This is a genomic window from Candidatus Polarisedimenticolia bacterium (genome assembly GCA_036001465.1).
Classification (GTDB): Bacteria; Acidobacteriota; Polarisedimenticolia; order Gp22-AA2; family Gp22-AA2; genus Gp22-AA3.
In genome coordinates, this window is sequence record DASYUH010000088.1 from 17,116 (window position 1) to 35,699 (window position 18,584).

At 69.4% G+C, this 18,584-nt stretch carries 21 protein-coding genes; 1 reads left to right on the top strand and 20 read right to left on the bottom strand.

Translation table 11 applies throughout. The annotated features are described in order from the left end of the window. Positions 1 to 4: 4 nt before the first annotated feature. The 9 genes from VGV60_16150 to VGV60_16190 are packed head-to-tail and all read right to left on the bottom strand — an operon-like array spanning position 5 to position 7,339. Positions 5 to 679: a YceI family protein gene (locus tag VGV60_16150; GenBank protein HEV8702804.1), complete on the bottom strand. Its 675-nt coding sequence runs from the start codon at positions 677 to 679 to the stop codon at positions 5 to 7. Between the two features lie 55 nt (positions 680 to 734). Then, on the bottom strand, positions 735 to 1,463 hold the full coding sequence (locus VGV60_16155; GenBank protein HEV8702805.1) for a hypothetical protein: 729 nt from the start codon (positions 1,461 to 1,463) through the stop codon (positions 735 to 737). Continuing rightward, complete coding sequence (locus tag VGV60_16160) at positions 1,460 to 2,197, bottom strand: hypothetical protein (protein ID HEV8702806.1); 738 nt, start codon at positions 2,195 to 2,197, stop codon at positions 1,460 to 1,462. The genes VGV60_16155 and VGV60_16160 overlap by 4 nt, the downstream gene beginning before the upstream one ends. Before the next feature lie 25 nt (positions 2,198 to 2,222). Continuing rightward, positions 2,223 to 2,960 (bottom strand): SDR family oxidoreductase, encoded by a 738-nt coding sequence (locus VGV60_16165; protein ID HEV8702807.1) that lies wholly within the window; start codon positions 2,958 to 2,960, stop codon positions 2,223 to 2,225. A gap of 7 nt (positions 2,961 to 2,967) precedes the next feature. Beyond that, positions 2,968 to 4,428, bottom strand: coding sequence for an amidase (locus VGV60_16170; protein ID HEV8702808.1), 1,461 nt, complete (start codon positions 4,426 to 4,428; stop codon positions 2,968 to 2,970). Then, on the bottom strand, positions 4,418 to 4,768 hold the full coding sequence (locus VGV60_16175; GenBank protein HEV8702809.1) for a hypothetical protein: 351 nt from the start codon (positions 4,766 to 4,768) through the stop codon (positions 4,418 to 4,420). The genes VGV60_16170 and VGV60_16175 overlap by 11 nt, the downstream gene beginning before the upstream one ends. Positions 4,769 to 4,814: 46 nt before the next feature. After that, entirely contained in the window at positions 4,815 to 5,387 is a 573-nt protein-coding gene (gene efp, locus VGV60_16180; protein ID HEV8702810.1) for an elongation factor P, read from the bottom strand. A gap of 21 nt (positions 5,388 to 5,408) precedes the next feature. Continuing rightward, positions 5,409 to 6,083 carry a methyltransferase gene (locus VGV60_16185; GenBank protein ID HEV8702811.1) on the bottom strand — a complete coding sequence of 225 codons (675 nt, stop codon included), beginning with the start codon at positions 6,081 to 6,083 and terminating at the stop codon, positions 5,409 to 5,411. Then, entirely contained in the window at positions 6,080 to 7,339 is a 1,260-nt protein-coding gene (locus tag VGV60_16190; GenBank protein ID HEV8702812.1) for a M20/M25/M40 family metallo-hydrolase, read from the bottom strand. The genes VGV60_16185 and VGV60_16190 overlap by 4 nt, the downstream gene beginning before the upstream one ends. A 181-nt stretch (positions 7,340 to 7,520) precedes the next feature. Between VGV60_16190 and VGV60_16195 the strand changes: the two genes are divergently transcribed. Further along, entirely contained in the window at positions 7,521 to 7,883 is a 363-nt protein-coding gene (locus VGV60_16195) for a DUF983 domain-containing protein (GenBank protein ID HEV8702813.1), read from the top strand. Between the two features lie 36 nt (positions 7,884 to 7,919). On the opposite strand, the gene VGV60_16200 is transcribed toward VGV60_16195, so the two are convergent. The 11 genes from VGV60_16200 to VGV60_16250 form a co-directional block, all read right to left on the bottom strand. Further along, positions 7,920 to 9,017 (bottom strand): Rieske 2Fe-2S domain-containing protein, encoded by a 1,098-nt coding sequence (locus tag VGV60_16200; GenBank protein HEV8702814.1) that lies wholly within the window; start codon positions 9,015 to 9,017, stop codon positions 7,920 to 7,922. Continuing rightward, positions 9,014 to 10,519, bottom strand: a complete 1,506-nt coding sequence (locus VGV60_16205) for a sodium/solute symporter (protein HEV8702815.1) — start codon at positions 10,517 to 10,519, stop codon at positions 9,014 to 9,016. The genes VGV60_16200 and VGV60_16205 overlap by 4 nt, the downstream gene beginning before the upstream one ends. 55 nt (positions 10,520 to 10,574) lie before the next feature. Then, entirely contained in the window at positions 10,575 to 10,862 is a 288-nt protein-coding gene (locus tag VGV60_16210) for a DUF485 domain-containing protein (protein HEV8702816.1), read from the bottom strand. A 105-nt stretch (positions 10,863 to 10,967) separates the two neighbouring features. Further along, entirely contained in the window at positions 10,968 to 11,300 is a 333-nt protein-coding gene (locus tag VGV60_16215) for a cupin domain-containing protein (protein HEV8702817.1), read from the bottom strand. An 11-nt stretch (positions 11,301 to 11,311) separates the two neighbouring features. Beyond that, on the bottom strand, positions 11,312 to 12,853 hold the full coding sequence (locus VGV60_16220) for a glycosyltransferase family 39 protein (GenBank protein HEV8702818.1): 1,542 nt from the start codon (positions 12,851 to 12,853) through the stop codon (positions 11,312 to 11,314). 13 nt (positions 12,854 to 12,866) lie between these two features. Further along, positions 12,867 to 13,271 carry a GFA family protein gene (locus VGV60_16225; GenBank protein ID HEV8702819.1) on the bottom strand — a complete coding sequence of 135 codons (405 nt, stop codon included), beginning with the start codon at positions 13,269 to 13,271 and terminating at the stop codon, positions 12,867 to 12,869. A 14-nt stretch (positions 13,272 to 13,285) separates the two neighbouring features. Continuing rightward, positions 13,286 to 14,062 (bottom strand): hypothetical protein, encoded by a 777-nt coding sequence (locus VGV60_16230; GenBank protein ID HEV8702820.1) that lies wholly within the window; start codon positions 14,060 to 14,062, stop codon positions 13,286 to 13,288. Between the two features lie 35 nt (positions 14,063 to 14,097). After that, a complete protein-coding gene (locus tag VGV60_16235; GenBank protein ID HEV8702821.1) occupies positions 14,098 to 17,319 on the bottom strand; it encodes a protein kinase in 3,222 nt (1,073 codons plus the stop codon). A 24-nt stretch (positions 17,320 to 17,343) separates the two neighbouring features. Beyond that, entirely contained in the window at positions 17,344 to 17,685 is a 342-nt protein-coding gene (grxD, locus tag VGV60_16240) for a Grx4 family monothiol glutaredoxin (GenBank protein ID HEV8702822.1), read from the bottom strand. Then, positions 17,686 to 17,910: a BolA family protein gene (locus tag VGV60_16245; GenBank protein HEV8702823.1), complete on the bottom strand. Its 225-nt coding sequence runs from the start codon at positions 17,908 to 17,910 to the stop codon at positions 17,686 to 17,688. 52 nt (positions 17,911 to 17,962) lie between these two features. Then, positions 17,963 to 18,529, bottom strand: coding sequence for a hypothetical protein (locus tag VGV60_16250; GenBank protein HEV8702824.1), 567 nt, complete (start codon positions 18,527 to 18,529; stop codon positions 17,963 to 17,965). Positions 18,530 to 18,584: the final 55 nt, after the last annotated feature.

The following is an 18,584-nucleotide window of genomic DNA, read 5'->3' on the forward strand; positions in this document are numbered from 1 at the left end:
CGGCCTAGTTCCCCTTCTTGGGGGTCGGGGTCGCGGCGGGCTGCGCGGGCTTCTCCTTCGCCGCCTCGATGTTGATCTTGATCTCCACCTCGTCGCCGAGGACGGCGCCGCCCCCCTCGATGATGTCATTCCAGGCGACTCCGAAGTCCTGGCGATTGATCTTGGTGCGCGCCTCGAAGCCCCCCAGCGTCTTGCCGCCGTACCCCGGGCCGAAGCCGAGCACGTCGACGTCCAGCGTGACCGGTTTGGTGGTGCCGCGGATCGTGAGGTTTCCTTCGACGGACAGCTTGTTCGGCCCGGCCTGGGTCACCTTGGTCGACTTGAAGGTGAGCTTCGGGTTCTTGGCCACGTCGAAGAAGTCGGGGCTCTTCAGGTGCTTGTCGCGCGCCGGCTCGTTGGTGTCGATGCTCGCGGCGTCGATCGACACGTCGACGGAGCCCTTCGTGTAGTCGGCCTGATCGACGACGATCTTCCCTTCGAACTTGGTGAACCGCCCGGGCACGCGGCTGAACAGGTGGCGGATCGAGAAGCCGACGGCGCTGTGCGCCGGATCGATGACGTAGGTCTCCGGCGCCGCGAACGCCGGCGTCGCGGCGGCCGCGAGCCCGGCGGCCGACAGGATGACGGCCGCGGCGGCCGCGACCGGTCGATTGGCGATCCGAATGATTCGCTGATTCATGGTCGAGCCTCCTTGTTTCAGGGGGGCGAATACTACAACAGGATCCCCAGGTTGACTAGGAGGCGGTCCGAGTCTTCGGCCGGGCGAGCCGGGTACGAATGCCGAAGCCGATGGCGGCGAGAACCGCCAGGCCGAGGCAGAGCGGGGCCAGGGGGAAGTCGCCCGGCGACAGCCCCGCGAGCGAACGAAGGTCCTCGAGGAACGCGAATGCCCGGGTGTCGCAGAACATGGTCCCCTTGAGGGCGCCGACGAGATTCACCGCCGTCGAAGCGATGGCGAGGGCTCCCGCGGCCACCGCCGGCCAGACCCTCCTCCCCGCCTTCCCCCACGCCAGGAGGGGCGCCAACCCGAGCATCGCGAGAGGCACGATCGGAATCAGATACCGGGGGCCGTACTGGCAGCCCCCGATCGTCTCGATGTTCAGCACGTAGGCGAGATGCAGGGCGATCGCCCCCCACAGCATGCGCCTCTCGGCGCGGAGGCGGCGATCCAGGAAGCCGATCCCCGCTCCCCCGAGGAGCACGATCGGCATGTACTTCCACAGCGACAGGTCTCCCGTCCCGAAATAGACATTCAGGTGATGCAGGAAGCTCCCGGCGTCCGGCCGGAAGAACGTGTCGGTGAAGCCCCCTGCCGCGTTCGCCTGCAGGAACGGGCTGCCGAAATAGTGCGCGTTGTACGCCAGAAGCGGGAGCAACCCCGCGAGCAGGCCGGCCAGCACGGCCAGGGTGCGCATCCGGCTCCGCGCGAGCGCCACGCGCGCCACGATGACCAGCAGGATCATCGCCGGCAGCAGGTGCACAGCGTCAGGCCCAGGAGGACCCCCGCGCCCAGGGGCGCGGCGAGGGTCCGGCCCCTCGCGGCGCCGGCCGGCCCTTCCGTGTGGATCGACTTCTCGATCAGAAGGAGCGCGATGACCAGGCAGGAGACCGCCAGGATGTCGTGATGGGCCACTCCCGAATAGGGGAAAAGGATGGTGGCCACGCCGCAGGCGGCCGCCGCGAGGGCGGCGAGCGCGGGGGCGAACCCCCAGACACCGGCCAGGAGCAGATACAGGCAGGCCGCCGCCAGGGCGGACAGAAGCGACGACGTCAGCCACGTGACCGCGGCCGAGGCCAGGATCCGATCCCGGTTGTAGGCGATGCCGAACGGGGCGCACGCCAGATAGGCCAGGGCGCCGATGGTGAACTGCCCCGGCTGCTTGGCCGGCAACCGCCGGCCGTCGTAGACGAAGGTGTCGGTCACCCGCTTGAGCCGATCGTCGCCGGCCTCTCCGATCGCATACGTGCCCCGGCCGACCAGGGAGGCGATGACGAACTGCTGCAGGGCGTAGTCGTAGACGTCGGTCCGGTCGATCGTCGCGCCGTACAGGAACCAGAGGCCGAGGAAGATGACGAGCGCGTCGCGCCGCAGGCGCCCGCTCCGCGGGACAGGCGCGCCCGGGGCCGGCGCGCCTCCCCTCGGCGCGACGGAGCCCCTTCCTCCCCTGCCCGGCTTCGACGGTCGAGACGGTTTCATGTCGGTCGGTCCCGGCCGGGACCCTTCAGCGGAGGTGACGGCCGCCGTCGACGCGCAGGCATTCCCCGGTGACGAACTCGGTCTCCACGAGAAACACCACGGCGCGCGCGATCTCCTCCGGGCCGCCCCAGCGCCCGAGCGGCGTCTCCCGGCGCACCGCCCGGTCGGCCTTGGCGCTGAATCCGGGCGGCTTCAGGATGGGACCCGGGGCGATGGAGTTCACCAGGATCTCCGGGGCCAGCTCGAGCGCCAGGCTCTCGGCCAGGCCGATGATCCCTGCCTTGGCGACGTAGTACGGCAGGAAACCGTGATAGCGCGGGCGGCCGCTCGCGGGGAGCCAGTCGGCGAGCAGGACGATCCGCCCGGAGCCCGCCTGCTTCATGATGGGAGCGGCGCGCCGCGCCAGGTGGAACGCGCTCGACAGGTCCACGTCGAGGTTGGCCCGCCAGGCGTCCTCGTCGAGGCCGGCGAACGGCGTCTTGCCGTAGACCGACGCCATGCCGACCAGGATGTCGGGGCCGCCGAGCTTGGCGCGGACCGCATCGACGGCCGCCGCGGCCCCCTTCGGCGCCGACAGATCGGCGCGCAGGGCGAGGGCCCGGGGGCCGAGGGCGCGGACCCTGGCCGCGGCCTCCTCGGCGCTGTCGCGCGAGCGGTTGTAGGTGAGCGCCACGTGGCAGCCGCGGCGCGCCAGGGCCTCGGCCACGGACCGCCCGACGCGCGCGGCCCCCGAGATCAGCGCGACCTTGCCCTTCGGATCCACGCCCCCCTCAGGAGCCCGCGGGCGACGGGGCCCCGGCGGCTCGCACTCCGGCGGCGCGCGTCCCGGTCGGCGGGTCGAGCGCCGGTCGCTTCACGTGCCACGAGGTGATCTGCTGGAAGTGCCGGGCGATGGAGATCCCCTTGTCCTCCTCGAAGGAAGAGGTCAGGGCCGTGAGACTGACCGGCAGGCCGCCCTCGCCGAAGCCGCACGGCACGGAGATCGCCGGCAGGCCGCACAGGTTGCCTGCGGCGCCGACCGGGTCGGCCCAGGCGATGTCGCTGAAATCCTTGTCGAGCGGGAAGGCGGTGTGCCCCTCGCCCGGATAGAGCAGGACGTCGTAGCGCGAGAAGAAATCGGCCATGGCCTGCTGGCACACCGTGCGCACGCGCTGGGCCTTCACGTAATCGGCGCCGCCCACCGCCCGGGCGGTCACGAACGACAGCGGCGCGCCCGAGCTGACCATCGTGCGCGCCTCACCCGTCTTCTCGAGCTCCTCGAAGGCGGTCGCCACCTCCGCCGACAGCACCACGACGGTGGTCGATTCGAACGGCAGGTCGGGGAGCTTCGCCTCCTCCATGCGGACTCCCGAGCGGCGCAGATCCTCCAGCGCCGCCAGGAAGGCCTTCTCGACCGACTTGTCGCCGAATTTCTCGAAGTCGAGCTTGAACCAGCCGAGCTTCAGTCGCTTCACGGCCGACGGGTCGGACGCGGGGGCCGGTTTCTCCTCGGACGAGTACGGGTCGTCCGGGTCGCGCCCCTGGATGCGCTCGAGGACGAGCTCGCAGTCTCTGGCCGAGCGGGCCATCGGACCGAGCTTGTCGAGGGTCCACGACAGCGCCATCGCCCCCCGCCGCGACACGCGGCCGAAAGTGGGGCGCAGGCCGGAGACGCCGCAGAAGGAGGACGGGCAGATGATCGATCCCCAGGTCTCCGAGCCGATGGCGAACGGCACCAGGGCCGCCGCGACCGCCGCTCCCGATCCGGACGACGAGCCGCAGGTCCAGCGATCGAGGGCCCACGGATTGTGCGCCCCGCCGGTCAGGGAGGCATCCCCCTTCGAGTAGCCGAGCCCGCCCGCCAGCTCGATCATGGCGAGCTTGCCGAGCAGGATCGCCCCCGCGGCGCGCAGCTTCGTGACGACCGCCCCGTCCCGGTCGAACACCTGGTGCTCGTACGGCTTCGCGCCCCAGGTCGTCCTGATTCCCCTGGTGGCGACGAGGTCCTTGACGCCATACGGAATGCCGTGGAGCGGGCCGCGGTTCCGGCCGGCGGCGATCTCCCTCTCGGCCTGCTTCGCCTCCGCGAGCGCCAGGTCGTCGGTGACGGTCACGAAGGCGGAGAGTCTCGGGTTCAGCGCGTCGATGCGGGCCAGGCAGGCGCGCGTCAGCTCGACGGGAGAGATCTTCCGCGAGCGCACGAGGCGCGACAGCTCGGTGACCGGCTTGTAGAGGACGTCGTCACCGAGCATGGGACCTCCTCGCCCTGAGGGCGCGGAAGGTGCCGCTCGGAGGGACCTCGTTGCCGATCTTGAAGTCGCGGACCTCCTTGAGCGCCTGCTCCAGCTGCGTCACGTCCCGGCGCACGCGCTTGCGCTCGTCGGAGCTCAGGCCCTCCTCCTGGCGCGCCAGGAATCGGGCGACGGGCGGCTCGTCCGGCTCGGGCCGGGACGCCTGCGGCTCGTCGGCCTGGCCGGCGGCGCGGGCCGCTCCGATCCCGAACAGGGACTCCAGCCCGGCCGCCGACGCGGCGGCCAGGACCAGCGGGGCGCCGACCACGGCGCGGGCCATCGTCCTGCGAGACAGTTTCATGCGACTCCTCCTGCGAACCCGCCTCCCGCGGCACGCGGGCGGGCCGTCATTTTCCCACGCGCTTCACGAATTCCCCGGTGCCGGTGTCCACGATCACGGTCTCGCCTGCCGCCAGGTAGACCGGCACCCTGATTTCCGTGCCGTTCTCGAGCGTCGCGGCCTTCGTCACCTTGCCGCTCGCCATGTCCGAGCGTCCCCCGGGGCCGGTCTCGATCACCTTCAGCTCGACGAACTGGGGAAGCTCGACGCCGACCACGCGGCCCTCGAAGACGATCGAGCGCAGCGTCACCCCCTCCCTCAGCCACTGCACCGTCTCCCCCAGGGCCCGGCGGTCCATGTGGAACTGCTCGTACGACTCTTCGTCCATGAAATGGAAATCGTCGCCGTCCGCATACATGAAATTGATCTTGCGGCGCTCGAGGTCCGGCTCCTCGAACTTGTCCCCCGACTTGAAGGTCATGTCCAGGACCTGGCCGGTGATCACGTTCCGTCCCTTGATGCGGACGAGGGTCGCCGAGCCGCGCGCCGAGGGCGTCTGGACCGAGTACTCCATGATGATGTACGGGAGACCCTCGACCTGGATCGCCAGCCCCTTCTTGAAGTCGGACGTGGTCAGCATGTCACCCTCGGGCGCCGCGGCTCAGCGCGGCGCGGGCTGGAAGATCAGGAAGTAGTGGTACGGCAGGAAGGTCTTCTCGCCCGCGAGCGACCAGCCCGCCTGCGTCATCTCGTCCAGCACGAAATCGCGCGCCAGCTTGTGCTGGAGCGGCGGCCCCACCGGCAGCTCGCGCTTGTGGAAGTCGATGATCGCGACCCGGCCCCCGGGGGCCAGCGCCCCTTTCATCCGCCGGAAGTAGTTGAGGCGATCGTCGATGTGATGGTACGTGTCGACGATCAGGACGCAGTCGACCCGGCCGGGCGGGAGGAACGGCTCGTCCGGCAGCGCCAGGACCGGCACGACGTTCGGAGTCTGCTCCTTCAGGGCCCGCCGGCCCAGGTGCTGCACCATCTCCGGCTCGGAGTCGATCGCCAGGACGATGCCCCCCGGCGCGACCGCCCGGGAGAGATGGCGCTCGAAGTAGCCGGTGCCGGCCCCCAGGTCGGCGACGATCTGTCCCGGCTTGAGCCCCAGCCCGGCGACGGTTTCCTGCGGCTTCTGCCACTCGTCCCGTTTCGGGTCGTCGAACAGCTTCGTCCACTTGTCGACGTCCGTGAACGGGTGGTGCGCCGTGGCGTCGTGAGGATTCGGGGGCGGCTCCCCGGCGGGCGCCGTCCCGGCCGCCAGGGCCGACAGCAGGACGAGGCCCAGGATCACGCACGCTTCTCGTTCGCGATCTCGAACGCCAGGTTGGCGAGGCGGCCGGCGAAAGTCACGAGCTGCTCCACCTCGATCTCCTCGTTGGGCTGGTGATAGGTCGCCTCGTCGCCGCACGACCATCCGACCGCGTCCACGCCCATCAGGACCAGGTCCTTGGCGAACGTGCCGCCGCCGCTGCCGGTGATCTTCGCGTCCGGAGCGTGCCGCAGGATCCGCTTGACGATGGGCGCGTCGGGAGCCACCTCGCACGGCTTCGCGTCCTGCAGGATCTCGACCGAGAGGGAGCCCGCGGCGACCTCGCCCGGCCCCCAGATCGCCTCGTCGGCCAGCGCCTGCACCTCCGCCCGGATCCCGTCCCCCGTCTGGCCGGGGACGTAGCGGATGTCGAGCGTCGCCTCGCAGTCGGCCGGCACGGCGTTGGGGGCCACGCCTCCGCGGATGAGGCCGGCATTGACGGTCGGCCCGCCCAGGACCGGATGCGCCCGGTGGCGCAGCCGGGTGTTCTGCAGCGCCACGAGGAAGCGCGACATGGCGTTGATCGCGTTCACCCCCTTGGCCGGCTCCATCGCGTGCGCCTGCTTGCCGCGCGCCTTCACCTTGAGGAGGACGCGCCCCTTCTCCGCGATGTTGATCTCCTTCATGTTCCCGGCGATGTCCGGAATGACGGCGTCGGTGCACTTGATCAGCCCCTGCTCGATCAGGAACGGCAGACCGACGCCGATGCCGACCTCCTCGTCCCCGACCGCGCCGAAGGTGAAGGCCCCCTGCAGCTGGTCCTCGTGCGCCTTCAGGATGCGCAGCGCCGCGAACGACGCCACCAGCGGCCCCTTGTCGTCCAGAACGCCGCGGCCGTAGAGCTTCCCCCCCTTCTCGAACGGCTCGAACGGGGAAAACCTCCAGTCGGACGGCGCGCCGCTCGGCACGACGTCCGTGTGCAGCAGCACCAGCATGTGGCGGAACCCCGGCTGCCCCTTGCCGACCGTCGCCAGGAGGTTGTCCCGGCCCGGCACCTTGGCGTGCGTGGTGGGGCGCATGTCCAGCTTCTGCAGCTCTCCGGCCAGAACGGCGGTGACCTTCCCCTCCTGCCCGGGCGAGGTCATGCCGTCCGGGCCGCCCCCCGGGAAGTCCTCCGGGAAGTAGTTGACGGTCCTCTCGCGGCAGACGCGCAGGGTGAGGTCGACGATGAAGGAGCGGAGCGACCGCGCCTCCTCGAGGATGGCCCGAGGGTCCGGAAGGGACGTGCTGCCTGTCATGGTGGGGCAGAGCCTACATGAGCCGCGCGCCGGGATCAAGAACGGCGTCCCATTGCACCATCCAGCCGGGTGTCACTCCGCGCGCCGTCGTGATCCCATCGCGGCGCTTGCGTAAGGTCTGGCGGACCGGGTCGCGCGGGGCGCCATGGTAGGCTCGGTCCGGTTTCCGCGGAGGTAGGGGATGCCGGCGCACAACCTGAAGGACCGGGCGATCGCCGTGCTGCGCCAGCGTTGCCCGAGGTGCCTGGAAGGGCGCGCCTTCCGCGGCCTCCTGACGATGAACGACGCTTGTCCTGTGTGCGGCCTCGTCTTCGAGCGGGAGCCGGGGTACTTCGTCGGGGCCATGTACGTCAGCTATGCCATGGCGGTCCCGGCGTACCTGCTGGCCGTCCTTCTCGTGCATGCCCTCTTCCGGCGCCTTTCGGACCTGGCGGTCCTGGCGGCCGGCCTGCCGGTCATCCTCCTCGGCTCGCCGGTTCTGTTCCGGTACTCTCGCGTGATCTGGATGCACGTCGATCGGACGCTCGACCCCGGAGAGACCTAGGAGCCCGTCCGGGCATGGTGCCGGGGACCGCGGCGGTCAGGCGGGCCCGTCGGGGGCGCACGCCTTGCGGCCGCCGCGCTCGATCGTCGCGGCCCCCTCGCCCGACGCCACCAGCACCGTGGCCATCTGCAGGCAGCGGTCGGCCAGGGCCCGGGTGCCGTCGCGCAGCCGCGGGTCCTTCCTGACGAAGGCCATGTTCTCCTCCATGTCCTCCGCCGACCAGCCGCGGCTGTGGGCGACGAACGGGAACTGCGGGAACAGGAACCCCAGCTCGCCGAAGAACATCATCATCTGGCCGGCCACCGCCTGGATGTTGTCCTGGCCGCCCGTGATGATGAAGCCGGCCACCTTGTTGCGGATGAGCACGCGGTTGTGCAGCGTGATCTGGTTCTGCACGCAGTTCAGCCGCTCGATCATCTTCGAATAGAGCGAGGCGGGGGCCCCCCAGCGGATCGAGGTGGCGATCAGGACCACGTCGGCCCAGAAGATCAGGGCCTCGTAGACCTCCGTCAACTCGTCCTTCGGATTCGACTGGGTGAGAGTGCACGGCCAGGTGCAGGCCCAGGCGCTCTGCGAGTAGTACCCCTCGCAGGTGCCGAACCGGAGGTCGTTGAGCCGGATCAGCTTCGTCTCGGTGCCGCGGGTGGCCGCCTGATCGAGCGCGACCTGGAGCAGGTCCTCCGAAGTCGAGTAGCGCGGGAAGGTCCGGTTCATCGCCGCGGTCGAGATCCCGGCGACGCGCAGCGGCCCCGGCTCGCGCCGGATCTCCCGGGTCAGCGGGTGGGGCTTGTGCGGCGCCTGGACGCGCTTCGTCGCCGGCGTCAGGTCGACGTAGAGGTCGCCGCTCTCCACCTTGAGGTCGTGGCGCGGCACGGCCGCCGGGATCCCCGGCCGCTCTTCGCCCGTGATCCGATGAAACCTCCAGTGGTGCCAGGGGCAGACGATGTAGCCCTGGTCGTCGACCTGCCCGTCGCCGAGAGGCCCGCCGGCGTGGTTGCAGCGGCCGGAGACCGCCCCGAACACGCCGTCCTTGAAGGACAGGGCGAGCCAGACGTCGCCGGCCTTGATCTGCTGAAGCGGCTTCGTCTTCAGGTCGTCGACCGTGCCGAGTCGGTGCCAGCGCGGTGGGCTCATGGCTCCCCCGCCGCGCCCAGGTGCATGCGCCGCTGCAGGCTGGCGAACCCCGCCGCTTCCTCCCGGCGGGCGGTGCAGAGCGAGACGACGACGCCGGCGGCGAACGACAGCGGCATCGTGACGAGGGCCGGGTTCTTCAGCGGGAACCAGGCGGCCTCGTGCTTGAGGATGTCGATCTGCACGGTCGGGGACAGGTAGATCAGGACCAGCGTCGTGATCGTCCCGAGCAGCATGCTGGTCACGGCGCCGCTGGTCGTGTAGCCGCGCCAGAAGATCGACAGGACCAGGGCCGGGAAGTTGGCGCTGGCGGCGATGGCGAAGGCGAGCCCGACCATGAACGCCACGTTCTGGCCCTTGAAGGTGATCCCCAGGAGGACGCCGAGGACTCCCAGCCCCACGGTGGCGATGCGGGCGACGCGCAGCTGCTCCCTGGGGCTCGCGAGGTCCTTGCGGACGACGTGGACCCACAGGTCGTGCGACAGGGCCGCGGCGCCCGAGAGGGTGAGCCCGGCCACGACCGCCAGGATCGTCGCGAAGGCGACGGCGGCGATGAACCCGAGGAATGCGGTCCCGCCCAGGAACTCGGCCAGGAGCGGCGCGGCCATGTTGCCGCCGGGCTCGACCGCGCGGATGGCGTCCGGGCCGACGAACACCATCGCCCCGAACCCGAGAATGAAGGTCATGAGGTAGAAGAACCCGATCAACCCCGTGGCGTAGAACACGGAGGTCCGCGCCGCCTTGGCGTCCGGCACGGTGTAGAACCGCATCAGGATGTGCGGCAGCCCCGCGGTGCCGAACATCAGTGCGAGGCCCAGCGAAACGGCATCGAGCGGCTTCTGCACGAGGCGTCCGGGCGACAGGACGCCCTGTCCGTAGCGCTCCGCCGCGGCGGCGAAGAGAGCCGCCGGGTTGAAGTCGAAGCGTACGAGGACGAGCGTTGCCAGGACCGCCGCGCCCCCGAGCAGGAGGAACGCCTTGACGATCTGCACCCACGTCGTCGCGATCATCCCGCCGAACAGGACGTACGCGATCATCGCGGCCCCCACGATCACGATGGCCGACTCGTACGGGATGCCGAACATCAGCTTGATCAGCCCGCCGGCCCCGACCATCTGGGCGATCAGGTACAGGGTCACCGTGGCGAGCGTCCCCACCGCCGCCGCGATGCGCACCGGCGCCTGGCGCAGGCGCGCGGCGACCACGTCCGCGAACGTGTACCGCCCGAGGTTGCGCAGCGGCTCCGCGATCAGGAAGAGGACCACCGGCCAGCCGACGAGCCAGCCGGTCGAATAGATGAGCCCGTCGAACCCGGTGGTCGACACGAGCCCCGCGATGCCGAGAAACGAGGCGGCGCTCATGTAGTCGCCCGCCAGGGCGAAACCGTTCTGCCCTGGGCTGATCACCCGGCCGGCGGCGTAGAAGTGCTCCGTCGTGCGCGTGCGGCGGGCCGCCCACCAGGTGATGCCGAGGGTCGTCACGATGAAGAGGAAGAAGAACCCCATCGCGACCGCGTTCGGCTCTCCGATCCGCGTGGCCACCTGGGTCACGGGCTCCACCCTAGTCACCATTCCGGAGCCGGCCCCGCCCGGCGTCGTAATGGGTGTTGGCCCAGCGCACGTACACCCAGGTGAGGAGCCAGGAGCAGACGATGACCAGCGCCCCCAGCAGGATGCCGAGGGACAGCCCCGGGATGACCAGCCGGGCCAGGAACGCCTTGTTGAAGGCGATGAGCAGGATGAACCCGAAGTACAGCGCAATCATCGCGGCGGTCAGCGTCGCGGCGATGCGCCACTGCGCGGCCGCCAGGGCGCGCAACCCCTCCTGTCCACCCTCGACCTTCGGCACGGCGGGACTCCCCTGGAGGCTCCTGGCCGGTCTTTATCAGTGCCGCCCTCCTTCCGCCAGGGCCTGACAGGCGCAATTGTAGGCCGGAATGGCGCAGGCTCGATCCTACGCGGCCGTCGATCCCTCGGCGGGCGCGAAGAAGACGAGCGCCACGAGCTCCTCCCGGATGTCGTGGAAGCGATGCTCCGCCCGGGCCGGCACGTAGAGGAGGCTCCCCGGCATGAACTCGTGCTCCTCCGTCCCGACCCGCAGCATCCCCCGGCCGCCGACGATGTAGTACACCTCGTCCTCGGTGTGCGGCTCCTGGGGGTCGGCGGCCCCCGCCCCCAGCACGTAGACCCCCGTGCTGAGCGACGGAACGCGCAGGAACTCGATCCAGGACTCGCCCGACTCGCGGTGCCTCTCGATGATCCGCGGCAGATCGTGGATGGTCTGCATCAACCTCCTCCTCAGTTCCAGTGCTTGACGCTCGGCCAGAGCACGGCGAGCGGGGTCTTCAGCCCGCGGCAGAGATAGATCTCGTTGTTCTCCTCCTCCATCCCCCAGGGATGATGGTGCTCACCCGCCGTCTCGACCGACTCGAACTGCTCCTGCAGCTCGTCGCGGTCCCCCTGCAGCACGATGACGATCTCTCCCGTGTAGCCGCGCGGACCCCAGAAGAAATGGGTCTGGTGGCCGCTGATCGCCGGCGGCAGCCCGAGCCGCGGACCGAACAGGTTGATCGCCCCCGCCTCGCCGTAGTTGTTGGCGTAGATCGCCGTCCGGGCGCGCTCCTCCTCGGGCAGCGAGTCATAGATGCGCGCCACCTCCGCGACCAGCTCCTCCCAGCCGAACTGATCGCCGAAGAGCTGCGGCAACGGGCCGCGGTGGGCCACCTCGGTCTTGGGCGGCGCGGAACCGAGCGCCTTCTCGTAGGCGACGTACCGCTCGGGGGAGAGGATGGGGAGCGAGAGGGGCGCCGTCGCGGCCCCCGCCGCGAGGACCAGAGCGACGATCGCCCCCCTCGGCCACATCCGGCCCGCCGTGACCCGCCAGCGGGACAGCCCTGCATCGAGCCACGTCCCCCCCGCGGCGAACAGCACCGGGTAGATCGGCGCGAGGTAGTAGTTCTTCCCCTTCAAGGCGAAGAGGGTGACGGACAGGGCGACGTACGTCCACCCGAAGGCACGATACCGGCCGCCCGATCCCCCAAACAGCCACGCCAGGCCCGCCAGCCACAAGGGGAACAGGACGGGATGCAGGAGGATGATTTGCTGGCCGAAGAACGCCACGGGCCCCAGGACGACGTTCTTCCCCTCGCGTGAAACATTCTGCAGGTCTTCAAGCGTCGGGAAGCCGTGCGCGATTTGCCACGCCACGTTCGGCGAGACGATCACCAGCGCGATCGCGACCCCCGCCCACGGCCAGGGCCCTCGCAGCTCCCGCCGCAGCGGGGTGAGCAGGACGCCGGCCGCCAGCGCGGCGAGGAAGAAGACCGTCGAGTGCTTGTTCATGAGCCCGAGCCCGGCCAGCGCGCCCACACCCATCCAGAGCCGCGAGTTCCCCGTCTGCACGATCCGGATGAGCAGATAGACGGACCCCATCCAGAACAGGGGCTCGAAGGCGTTCATCGACAGGATGCTGTCGGTTCCCAGGTAGATCGGCGCGACGAGGACCGCCAGCCCGGCCAGCCCCTGCCCGAAGCGGCCCGCGCCGAGCCGCCAGGCGATGAGCATCGTCAGCGCCACCAGGGCCGCCCCGGCGATGGCCGGGAAAATCCGGAGGGCGTGCAGGGAGCCGCCGAGGATCAGCGCCAGCCGGGACACCAGTCCGATCAGCGGCGCGTGATCGACGTACCCCCAGTCGAGGTGACGGCCGCAGTCCAGGAAGTAGAGCTCGTCGCGGAAATAGCCGTACCGGTCCGCGAGCAGGACGTGGATGAGAAGCTTGGTCCCGCTCAGGCCGAGGAGCAGACGGCGGTCCGGCGTGGAGGACCCCGTCGCCTCGCTCACGGGGTTCCGGCCATCATGGGCCGTCCGCGCGGCGCCGCCGATAGGTCGGGAGGCCGTCGGCGAGGCGGACCCAGGGCAGTTTGCCGTCGTGATAGACATGGTCCTGCGGCGTCACGCGCGCCGGCTCGTCCAGGCTGCACACCGTCACGTCCACGGTGCCGGGCGTATCGACATGCCTGTAGGTCAACGGCGTGCCGCACGAGGTGCAGAAGGATCGGGTCACTCCCGGCCGGCTCTGGAAGGACCCCGGCGTCCCCATCGTGAACGAGAATCCCGCCGCGGGACATTCGACCCAGGTCAGAAACGCCGCGCCGCTCGTGCGCCGACAGTGCTCGCAGTGGCAGTGCGTGGAGATGCCCGGATCCCCATTCACCTCGTAGCGGACGGCGCCGCAGAAACACCCGCCTTTCCATTTCATCGTCGCTTCACCCGCTAATACCTCACCAGCATGCAGTCCCGGTCGTAGTCGAGCCTGGTGTAGCTTGCGGGTACATCATAGGTTCCGGGCGCCACGTCCCGTTGCTCGATCTCGACCGTTTCCTCCCTGTACTTGAATTCCGTTTCGGGCTGGCGCTCGGCTTCTTCCCAGAGGAGCGGCAGCCCCCCGGCCAGCGGCAGGAGGTCCAACCAGCCACCGCCACTGAATCGCAGGTTGTGGAGAGCCATGCGGAGGGCCACGGCCGGACCTGGATCCGCGGGGAAGTCCTTCGTGAGCACGAAGGTGGCGCGCCACCGGCTGCGCATCCCGTTCGCCAGAGTGGCGGAGTATTTCACCGCCGGTCGTCCCAGGCCGCTCGTCGACTCCGGCCCGGTGAGGGTTTCGAGACGGAACTGAAGAAGGTCCGGACCGGCCATTTTTTGGAATCCCGACCGATATTTCTGATACGCGATCGGAAGCTTCAGGTACGCGTATTTCTTGTCGCCCGGGAAGACGAAAGACAGGCGCCGTTGATCGAGACGGAGAATCACGGACACGGCTGGTCCATCCAAGCGGACCCTGTCGGTCCCCAGGGTGAGGACCAGGTTGTCACCCGTACGGAAGGTCGGGAGCGGCACCTGGCAGGGATTCGACGAGGAACCCTTTGCGGGGAAGGAAATCACGTCGGCTTCCACCTTCATTTTCATGATCACGTCCGCTGACACGGTCGTGACCGTCGCGAGAACGATCGGCAGAAGCTGGATCACATGGCGAACCGGCACGCGGATCATGGGTCCCACCTCCGGCCTGATGGGAGGACTATAACCTACGCCGCCGACTCCACCGCCATCGCCAGGGCCTTGCCGAGATCGGCGGCGGTCTGGAAGCGCTGATTCCGATCCGGGGCGAGGGCGCGGAGGATCGCGTCGGACAGCGGGCGGGGCAGGGTCTTGTCCAGCGTGTGCGGTGGCTGGGGACGGGCGGAGAGGTGCTTCATGAGGATTTCCTGGATGTCCTTGCCGTGGAACGGCTCGACGCCGGTGAACAGGTAATAGAGCACGGCGCCGAGGGAGTAGATGTCGGTGCGGCGGTCGACCCCCATCGCCTGGATCTGCTCGGGGGACATGTACATGGGAGAGCCTACGACGGCGCCGGTCGCGGTCAGGGTGTGGCCGGGGTTCTCGGGACGGGCGATGCCGAAGTCGAGGACCTTGGCGTCGCCGCCGGCGGACACCAGGATGTTCTCGGGCTTGATGTCCCGGTGCACGACGCCGATCTGGTGCGCGGCGTCGAGAGCGGTGGCAAGCTGCTGCGCGAGCCGCAGGCGGTCGCCGCGCCCCGGGGCCGGGCTCCTGCCCATCCAGCGGGGGAGCGAGACGCCGTCGATGTACTCCATGACGATGAAGCGGTGGTCCTGCCATTTCTCCATCGTGAAGACGCGCACGACGTTCGGGTGGTTCACCTTGCGCGCCGTCTTGATCTCCTGCACGAAGCGCGCGGCCAGGTCGGCGCCTATCTCCCCTTTGAGGAACTTCAGCGCCACGGTCTCGTCCAGCTCCACGTCGCGCGCCCGGAAGATGGTCCCCATGCCGCCGCGGCCGATCTCGGCAAGGACTTCGTAGCGGTTGGCGACGGTCATGCCGGGGACGATCTCCTTCAGCTCGAGATCGGCGAGGACGGCGCGCGCGTCGGGGTAGCGCCGTTCCTTGTCCTTCTCCATGAGGCGCAGGATGATCGCCTTGAGAAATTCCGGCAGCGGCCGCTCGCCGGGGCCGGGCAGCGGCACCTGGGCGTGCGCCTGCATCTGGCCGACGTCGCTCCCCTGGAAGGGGGGATGCCCGACCGCCATCTCGTACAGGACGATGCCGAGTGCATACAGGTCGGTGCGCTGATCGACCTTGTCCTTGAGGAGGACCTCGGGCGGGGTGTACTGGATGATGCGCCCGGCCGAGAGCTCCTGGGTCGACAGGTCGGTCAGGCGGATGCCCAGGCCGAAATCGGACACGCTCACCTTGTCGTCGTCGGTGACGAAGATGTTCTCGGGGCGGAGATTGCGGTTCAGGACGCCGCGGCCGTGGGCGTGGTCGAGGGCTTGCAGGATCTGGCGGCCGATCTCGACGACCCGGTTCGCCTCGAAGCGCACCTTGCCGTCGAGGAGCGCGCGCAGCGTGCGCCCCTCGGCGAGGGCGGAAACGATGAAGCGGCCGGCCTCGTCGGCGCCGGTGTCATAGATCGACACGATGTTCGGGTGGCTGAGCTGGGCGGCGGTCGCCGCCTCCTTCAGGAAGCGGTCGGCCTTGCCGGTCTCGTTCGGCCCCTCGGCCAGGCGCCGCACGGCCACCTTCCGGCCCAGCTCGGTGTCGACTGCGCGGAAGACCTCGCCGAGCTTCCCCTTGCCGAGGGACTGCTCGATCCGGTAGCGGCCCGGCTCGGACCAGCCGCTCTCCTGGGTCTCCTGCCTCGAGCCGCCGCGCGCTCCCAGCATGGCCAAAGGCGTCTCCTCGATCGCCTTCATGCGGGACAGGGCGTCCTTGTACGAGTAGTCGTACGCCACGATCTTCTGATACACGGGGAGCGCATCGCGCGGCCGCATGTTCCCCTCGTGGGCGAGCGCCAGGGAGTAGTGGATGAGCACCGTGTCGTCGTTGACGTCCTCGCCGTCGAGGGCGGCCTGGAACTTGTCGGCCGCCAGCGTGTGCAGTCCCTGCTCGGCGAAGATGCGGCCCAGAAGGAACGCCGCCTTGCGGAATTCCCGGTCCTCCGGCGTCACCTTCTGCAGCGCCTTGATGCAGGCGTCGTAGTTCTTCTTCTCGTAGTACAGGCGGGCGGCGGCGACCGGGTCCTCGGCCTTCATGTAGACGCGCGCCGCGTCCTCGGTCCTGCCGGCCTTGCGGTACAGCTCGGCGGCGTTCTTGAAGTCGCGCGCCGACTCGAACAGGCGCGCCGCGTCCTCGTGCTTGCCGGCGCGCACGTAGAGGTTGGCCGCCTGGTCGGTCTCGCCGTCCTTCTCGAACAGGACCGCGGCGCGCAGCGGCTCGCCCGCTTCCTTCCAGGCTTCGGCGGCCTTGATCAGGACTCCCGCCGCCTCGAGGATCTCGGCCGCCTCGCGGTGCTTCCCCTGCCGCGTCAGGATCTCGGCCTGCACCCCCGGCGCCATGGACGACAGCTGTCGCCCCGATTCCTGCAGGATGCGGAACGCCTCTTCCGGCCGCTGCAGCTTCAGGAGAAGGTCCGCCGCCTTCTCGGCGTGGCCGGCCAGGCGCCAGGCCTCCGCCGCCTGGTCGAACATCAGCGCCAGCTCGAAGTGGGAGGCGGCCTTCTCGGGCCGCTCGAGCTTCAAATGCAGCTCGCCCGCGAAGCGGTGATACCTGAGGAGCATCCCGCGCTCCGCCTCGGAGCGAAAGCCCCCGGGGTCCTGCCGGTTGAGGTCCTCGATCAGTTCCTCGAACAGGGATGCGGCCAGCGCCTCCTGCCCCGCCTTGACGTACAGGATCGCCGCCTTGTCCTTGAAGCCCCCGCGCTTGTAATTCTGTGCCGCCGCGGCGTACTGCTCGGTCGACTCGAGGAGCTCGGCGGCCCGTCCGAACTGGCCGGCCTTGTTGAACATCCACGCGGCCTTGTCGCGGTTGTCCAGCTTGAGCTCGATCTCCCCGGCCGCCGCCAGGTCCCCCGCCTTCAGGTAATACAGGGAGGCGTTCGGCAGGTCCCCCATCTCTTCCGCGAGCCGGGCGGCCAGCTCGAAGTGGCTGCCCTTCAGGTACATCTCGTTGGCCAGCTTCCAGTCGCCCGCCAGGCGGTAGAAGTCCCCGGCCTGGTCGTAGTTGCCGGCCCTCGCCGCCTGCTTCGCCCTCTTCGAGTACTCCGCTGGTGTCGGTATGGGCGACTCCCCTTCCCTCGGGGGACGGGGCCGCCTTGAGGCGGCAGACCTCCCCCCTCGCGGTCCGTCCCGGCGGCAGAATCTAGGCCCCGGGAGGGCGGAGCGCCACCTTCCCGTGCACGGGGCCAGGGGGAACGAAGAGGGGCCGGGGAGGTCCGGACGGCATGGCATCCCGTCCGGGAATCGAGCCGGCGCCTAGCGGCCCGGCGCCGCCTGGGTCCTGAAGGCCTGCTCGACCAGGGGCTGAAGCTCCCCCTTCTGGTGCATCTCCATCACGATATCGCAACCGCCGATGAACTTGCCTCCCACGAAGACCTGCGGGATGGTCGGCCAGCTGCTGACCGAGGACAGGACCTGGCGGATGCGGGGGTCCGGGAGGACGTCCACCGTCTTGAACGGCTTCCCCAGCTCCTTGAAGACGGCGATGGTGCGCGCCGAGAAGCCGCACATCGGCATGTCGGCCGTCCCCTTGGTGAACAGGCAGATGGTGTTGGAATCGATTTCCTTCTTGATCATTTCGACGATGTCCTGCGACATTCAGATCTCCTTCTCCCATTCGGCCGGGGTGACGGTGCGCAGCTGCAGCGCGTGCACCTCTCCGCCGGCCATCTCCTTCCGGAACAGCGCGTAGATCATCTGGTGCTGCTCGATCCGAGTCTTCCCCTCGAATGCCTTGGCGACCACCACCGCGCTGAAGTGGGCCTCGGCCCCCTCGACGCGCGCCATGGCCCCGGGAAGGGCCTCTTCGATCCGTTCCTGCATCTCCTTCGGGTCCAGGTGGAATCTCCTTCCGGCCGGAACGGCGACTTGCGCGTCAGTTGATGCTGGCGTCGATCGCCAGGCTGGAATCGAGGCTGCACGACGTGTCGAGCCCGCCGATACCGTCGGAGTCGATCTCGACCGAATCGCATCCGCCGGACAGCGTTCCGTTGCTGATGGTGAACGTGCCGATGCACTGGACGTAGAGCGCCTCGTCCGGATCCCAGACCCGCAGGAGCGCCAGGCAGGAATCGGCCTGGATCGTGCCGGTGACCTCGCGGTCGACCGTCGGGTCGTCACCGCTGTCGGTCCGGTCGGCGATGATCTGAAAGCTGGTGCTCCCGTCGCTCCCGAACACGTTGACGCCGTCAGGGCCCCCGTACGTCCGCGGGAAGTCATCGATCAGGATGGTGCCGCTGAGGCCCGGTGCGTCCCCCGTGCAGTTCTGCAAGGTGCGACTGGCTGACGTCATGTCGATCGTCCAGTTTCCCACCAGGTCGTCGCGGATCAGGCCGCAGTCGATCCCCTGGTTGATGATGGTCGTGGTGTTGCCGTTGTCGTTGCAGCCCGCCAGCAGCGCCGTCCCGCCCAACAGTGCCAGCAGCGTGATTCGAGTTCGCACGTGCGCTTTCCTCCGCGATTCGAGCCTCGGATTCTATCCCCGAACGCCTTCGGCG